This window comes from Synechococcus sp. R55.7 (genome assembly GCF_047461955.1).
GTDB lineage: Bacteria > Cyanobacteriota > Cyanobacteriia > Thermostichales > Thermostichaceae > Thermostichus.
Genome location: NZ_JANSIC010000092.1, coordinates 1 through 5,148, shown reverse-complemented (window position 1 = coordinate 5,148; position 5,148 = coordinate 1). Strand labels below are relative to the sequence as shown.

At 58.4% G+C, this 5,148-nt stretch carries 4 protein-coding genes and 2 pseudogenes; 3 read left to right on the top strand and 3 right to left on the bottom strand.

Annotation, left to right across the window (positions count from 1 at the left end; genetic code table 11):
• A pseudogene (locus NW820_RS06575) lies at positions 1–624 on the bottom strand (hypothetical protein); the annotation flags it as partial.
• Between the two features lie 136 nt (positions 625–760).
• Here NW820_RS06575 and NW820_RS06570 point away from each other — a divergent pair.
• The 3 genes from NW820_RS06570 (at position 761) to NW820_RS06560 (ending at position 4,023) form a co-directional block, all read left to right on the top strand.
• On the top strand, positions 761–2,338 hold the full coding sequence (locus NW820_RS06570; protein ID WP_414407027.1) for a cryptochrome/photolyase family protein: 1,578 nt from the start codon (positions 761–763) through the stop codon (positions 2,336–2,338).
• A 75-nt stretch (positions 2,339–2,413) separates the two neighbouring features.
• Positions 2,414–2,956 carry a transcriptional regulator NrdR gene (gene nrdR / locus NW820_RS06565; protein WP_011433544.1) on the top strand — a complete coding sequence of 181 codons (543 nt, stop codon included), beginning with the start codon at positions 2,414–2,416 and terminating at the stop codon, positions 2,954–2,956.
• Between the two features lie 263 nt (positions 2,957–3,219).
• Positions 3,220–4,023: a hypothetical protein gene (locus tag NW820_RS06560; protein WP_414328720.1), complete on the top strand. Its 804-nt coding sequence runs from the start codon at positions 3,220–3,222 to the stop codon at positions 4,021–4,023.
• A 210-nt stretch (positions 4,024–4,233) separates the two neighbouring features.
• Here the strand turns inward: NW820_RS06560 and NW820_RS06555 are convergent, their stop codons facing one another.
• The gene (locus tag NW820_RS06555; protein ID WP_414407026.1) at positions 4,234–4,455 is read right to left on the bottom strand and encodes an amidohydrolase family protein; all 222 of its coding nucleotides are present in this window, start codon (positions 4,453–4,455) and stop codon (positions 4,234–4,236) included.
• A 21-nt stretch (positions 4,456–4,476) separates the two neighbouring features.
• Positions 4,477–4,982: pseudogene (locus tag NW820_RS06550) on the bottom strand (amidohydrolase family protein); the annotation flags it as partial.
• Between the last annotated feature and the right edge of the window lie 166 nt (positions 4,983–5,148).

The window sequence follows — 5,148 nt, the reverse complement described above, 5'->3', positions numbered from 1 at the left end:
CAGCAAAAACAGCACCCCTGTCCACTTGGTGAGCAGCACCGCCGCCACCCCCGCCCCCACCCCCACCGCCCCCCACCAGGAAGGCTTCTCCCCATAGGCCCACAGCGCCCAAAACGCCAGCGTCACCGCCACCACCAGCGGCAACTCCAACATGTACACGTGGGCCAAAGCCGTGATCCCCGGATAGAGGAGCAGCAGCGCCGCCGCCAGCCAGCCCACTTCCCAGGAGCGATAGACCCGCTGTCCCAGCCGCTGGGTTGCCAGAACCAGAACCCCCAGCAACACCAAGTTGAGCAACTGCCCGTCCGCCCGGCTGAAGGGATGCAGAGCCGCCAAGGGGATCCCCAGCCAATAGGCCAAAGGGGGGTAGCGCTGGTTCAAATGCAAAAACTGCTGCCCCCACAGCCCATCCCAGCGAAACCGTCCCAGGTGAAGCCCAAACGCCTGCGCCTGCAGCAGATGCTGCGCCTCATCCCACGCCGGCGGCAAGGGATCCGTCCAATTCCAGATCACCAGCAGCAGCAGGGCCACCATCCCCAGCCCGGCCCACCACCGCAGGAAAGGGATCCCCGGCCTGTGGGGTCTCTCCGGCAATGTCTCTCTCTCCTCGTCTGTACCGTTCATGCTTTGAAAACAATCCGCAGAGATTCAGCAGACATTGGGATCCCTTGCAACTGCCACCTGGCCTTGCCCCCCAGAGCTAAACTCAACCTGTGTCATTCTCAGCGCTCCTCCCATAGACCGAGAGCTTCAGCATCCCATGATCGCTCCATCTGCCGGCCCAGAAGGGGTTTGGATCCTTGCGGATCAACTCCACCCACAGCAATCCGCCCTCGCTTCCCTCTCGACCCTATCCCCAGACCGAGTTCCCGTCATTCTCATCGAATCTCACCGGTGGGCCAGCTCCCGCAACCACCATCAGCAGAAACTGGTGCTGGTCTGGTCGGCCATGCGTCACTTTGCCCAAGAACTGCAACAGCGGGGCTACCCGGTCACCTACGTGGAAGCCGACAGCTATGCCGAGCCCCTGCAAACCTGGGCCAAGCAGCATCAACTGCAGCAGATCCGCCTCATGCAGCCAGCTGATATTCCCATCCGGGAGGAGGTGGAAAATCTGAGATCCACCCTCCCTTGCCCCCTCCTGATCTTGGAAAACAACCACTTCCTCTGGACAGCTGATCAATTTATCGACTGGGCCTCAGGTCGCAAGCGCCTGCTCCTGGAAGACTTTTACCGCGAAGGGCGCAAACGCTTTCGCATTCTCATGGACGGCCCCAAGCCCCTGGGGGGGCGCTGGAACTACGACCGGGAAAACCGCCATCCCCCCAAACCCGGAATGCGCTACCCCCAGCCCCTCACCTTCCCCCCCGACGCCATCACCCAGGCCGTGATCACAAAAGTTAAGCAACACTACGGCCATCACTTCGGATCTCTAGAAGGATTTGGCTGGGCCGTCACCCGCGCCCAAGCCCTGCAAGTGCTTGATCACTTCATCCACGAGCGCCTGCCCCACTTCGGCCCTTGGCAAGACGCCATGCAAGCTGGGGAAGACTTTCTCTACCACTCCCTGCTTTCCCCTTACCTTAATCTGGGCCTGCTCACCCCCCACGAAGTCATCGCTGCCGTCGAACAAGCCTACCATCGCGGCGGGATCCCCCTGCCCTCCGCCGAAGGCTTCATCCGCCAGATCCTGGGCTGGCGGGAGTACATGCGCGGCTTCTACGAATACCAAATGCCCAACGGCTATGCCCAGAACAACTTTTTTGGCCACCAGCGACCCCTGCCAGAGTTTTTTTGGACGGGCAAAACCGACATGGCCTGTCTGCAGCACACCCTGGATCAAATTCGCCGTCATGGTTATGCCCACCACATCCAGCGGCTAATGGTGCTCAGCAATTTCGCCCTCATCAGTGGCATTCAGCCCCAGGCAGTAGAAGCGTGGTTTCAGGATGTGTTTATCGACAGCTACGACTGGGTGATGCAGCCCAACGTCATCGGCATGGGCCTTTTTGCCGATGGGGGCATGCTCTCCACCAAACCCTATGCCGCCTCTGCTCAGTACATCCGCAAAATGAGTGACTACTGCCGCCATTGCCGCTACAATCCCAGCGAAAAGGTTGGCAAACAAGCCTGCCCCATCAATACGTTGTATTGGGACTTCCTGTTGCGTCAGCGATCCCTCTTAGCCCCCTTGGGCAGAATGAAATGGGTATTGATCCATTTGGATCGCATGGAACCGGAGCTGAAGGCCCAGATCCAGGCGCAAGCCGCTGCTTGGTGGGATCCCTTGCAATCTGCACTCGACGAACAGAGTCCATCTCATTTGCAATCTGTCTAAGCACCAGAAGATTAAGCATCCGGTAAAATTGAGGCACCCTCCTACCCACCTGTCGCTTTGTAAGGACTGCAAGCCATGAAATGTCCCCGCTGCAGCAAACAAGAAATCCGAGTTTTGGAATCTCGTTCGGCAGAAGGTGGCCAGAGTGTGCGGCGGCGGCGAGAATGCATGTCCTGTGGCTACCGCTTCACCACCTATGAGCGCATCGAGTTCATGCCCATCATGGTCATTAAACGGGATGGATCCCGCGAAAGTTTCAACCGCAACAAGATCCTGCAAGGGGTGATGCGTGCCTGCCAAAAAACCCCCGTCACCGTCAGACAGATGGAAGAGCTGGTCAATGAGATCGAAGAAAAACTGCAATTGGAAGATGCCCAAGAGGTAACCAGCCTGCGCATCGGCGAGATGGTGCTGGAGCGCCTGCAACACCTAAGTGAGGTGGCCTACGTGCGCTTTGCCTCCGTTTATCGCCAGTTTCAGGGTATAAAAGACTTTGTCAATGAGCTGGAACAGTTGGAACCACCTCTGCGACGGGATCTGGAGCGGCTGCTGCAGGACTCCTCTGCCTCAGATTCCGAATCTTCAGGCTCCCCGGACTTGGTGGGAGAGTATTCGTGACGTGGGAACGACAGCGCAAGCCGGCCCTCCCTGGAAGCAGCGGGGAAATGGCGCTTGTGGGCGGGAAAAATTGCTGTGAAGAGATCGCCCATTCCAAAGGCTTAGCGGTATGCTTGGGGTAGCAATCGCGGCTTACACTAAAGCTAGAGCTGCACGCCTTTAGATTGCCGGTGTTCAGCACTATCCTTGGAGATCCCTGATATCTTGGATCCCTCTGTGTCAAGCTGTCCCAGCCCCCTGTCCTTCCGAGTCGATCCCAATTTATGCAATACGGTTTTCGGGGTTCTAGCCCCTCTGGCGCTCGCAACAGCAACAGTAACCCCAGTGGCTTTCGCTCCCCTGCCGCAATGGAGACGGGGCCAGGGGTGGTGCCGATTCAGGTGTATCAACAAGTGGCCGAAGAGTTGGAGTCTGCCCGTCAGCAGGTAAGCCTGCTTTCCTCGGAAAACCAGCACCTGCGCGCTCTGCATCAGCAGTTGTCTGGAGAGCTCGCTGCCATCACCCGAGAGTTCCAGGGGCAATTGGGCCACACCCTGAAGCGCCTGCAGCAAATCAGCCTACGGCTTGCTGACGCAAATGGCCAGGCTGCCCAAGTTGCTGCAGCTTCTGAAGCCTCTTTCCAACAGAACAGCCCGACTGCCAATCCCGGCCAACCGGAAGCCCCTCCCAGCTACGATTTTTTGAATCGCCTCAAGCGCCGACAGGCCCGCAACGAGACCCCCTCCTTCTCATCCAACGGCTTTGCCCCGTCCTCCTTTGATTCCCTTCGCCACCCTTCCACCCACACCTCTGCCGAGCCCTACCCCCGCACTGGCTACCAGGTTCCTTCCCTGGACGAGTTGATGCAGGATAGGGGCGGCCCGGATCCCTATCTCGGCGAGGCAGACTCCTCAGCCTATTCCACCGGCATTTATCAGCGGGTACGGGAGCAACATCACGGATCCCAGGGCTCTGCCGTACTTTGGATGGCCGCTGCAGTCGTCTTAGTCATTGGATCGTTTGGGTTGGGATTTGTAGCCGTACAGCCGTTTTTGCGCAACAACCCACCGCCCGTGCAAGCACCCTGAGAGCTATTCACAGGATGCTCCAAAAGCCCGCTGGCGGGGTTAGGATGCCCCCAATGCGCTCCGCACCACTGACGAATGACCAGGGGTTATATCTGTGATCCAGGCTGTCGCTGCTCCTCTGACGCCTAACACATTCTTCGAGCATATGCCCGACGAGGGCCGCTTTGAGCTGTGCAATAGAGTCACGGTCAAAATGCAGCCCACAGGTTCTCACAAGCAGGTGACGAGCTTTTTGGCATAGCGGTTAGCGGTGCCCACGCGCAAATCCAGCAAGATCAAATCCGCTTTTTTGCCCACCTCCAAGCTGCCGATTTCCCCTTCCAGACCCAGACAGGCGGCACTGCCTTGTGTAGCCATCCACAAAGCCTGTTGCGCCGGCAGAGCAGCTCCATCCCCCGATCCCAACCGCTGCAGAAACACCGCCAACCGCATCTCCTCGATTCGATTTCTTCAGCCCCCACATGCACACAGTGGGCGGCCAAGGTCTGAGCACTCAGGGATCCCCAGCGTTTCAAACACTGCACCGGGGTCAATCCATAGCGAGCCTGTAGAGTTTCCACTCCCCGGCGAGTTTCCGCCAAGTGGGTGTGCAGCCCCACTCCATACCTTTGGGCTAGAGCGGATCCCTGGACAAAACTCTCAGGATGGCCAGAATAAGGAGCATGGAACCTGACCCAGATGTAAATTTGCCCCTCCCCGCGTCCATGCCAAACCTGGATCAAAGCCTCCGTGTCCGCCAGGGATTCTCCCACTCCCCTCGGTTCGTCGATCACCTGTGGGCTGAGGATCCCTCGTAACCCCGACTGCAAGCTCACTGCTGCTGCTAGATGTCGATAGATGCCAAGAGTAACTACGGATAGGGATCGTGAAGTTGGATTACATCCCCCCCTCTCCCATGCCGTACACGAAGACCGCTCTGGCAGAACGAGCCAACTGGTGTAGAGCAGGTAACATGGCAAGCTAATGGTCGACAAAACTGTTACCTCACTAGCTTGCCTTCACCCAATGGTGTCAGCTTTCAGGTAGAGAGGCTTGACGGAAGCCAACCCCCCTATTGATTGGGTTCCTCTTGATTGGGTTAGGGTGGTGGGCCTGGCACCGAGCTAGGTTGCCAGCAGGTCGCCC

What these genes read in the sequence shown, in the direction of transcription:
- NW820_RS06570 (WP_414407027.1), top strand. Translation starts at nt 761, where the DNA reads ATGATCGCTCCATCTGCCGGCCCAGAAGGGGTTTGGATCCTTGCGGAT.
- nrdR (WP_011433544.1), top strand. Translation starts at nt 2,414, where the DNA reads ATGAAATGTCCCCGCTGCAGCAAACAAGAAATCCGAGTTTTGGAATCT.
- NW820_RS06560 (WP_414328720.1), top strand. Translation starts at nt 3,220, where the DNA reads ATGCAATACGGTTTTCGGGGTTCTAGCCCCTCTGGCGCTCGCAACAGC.
- NW820_RS06555 (WP_414407026.1), bottom strand. Translation starts at nt 4,455, where the DNA reads ATGCGGTTGGCGGTGTTTCTGCAGCGGTTGGGATCGGGGGATGGAGCT.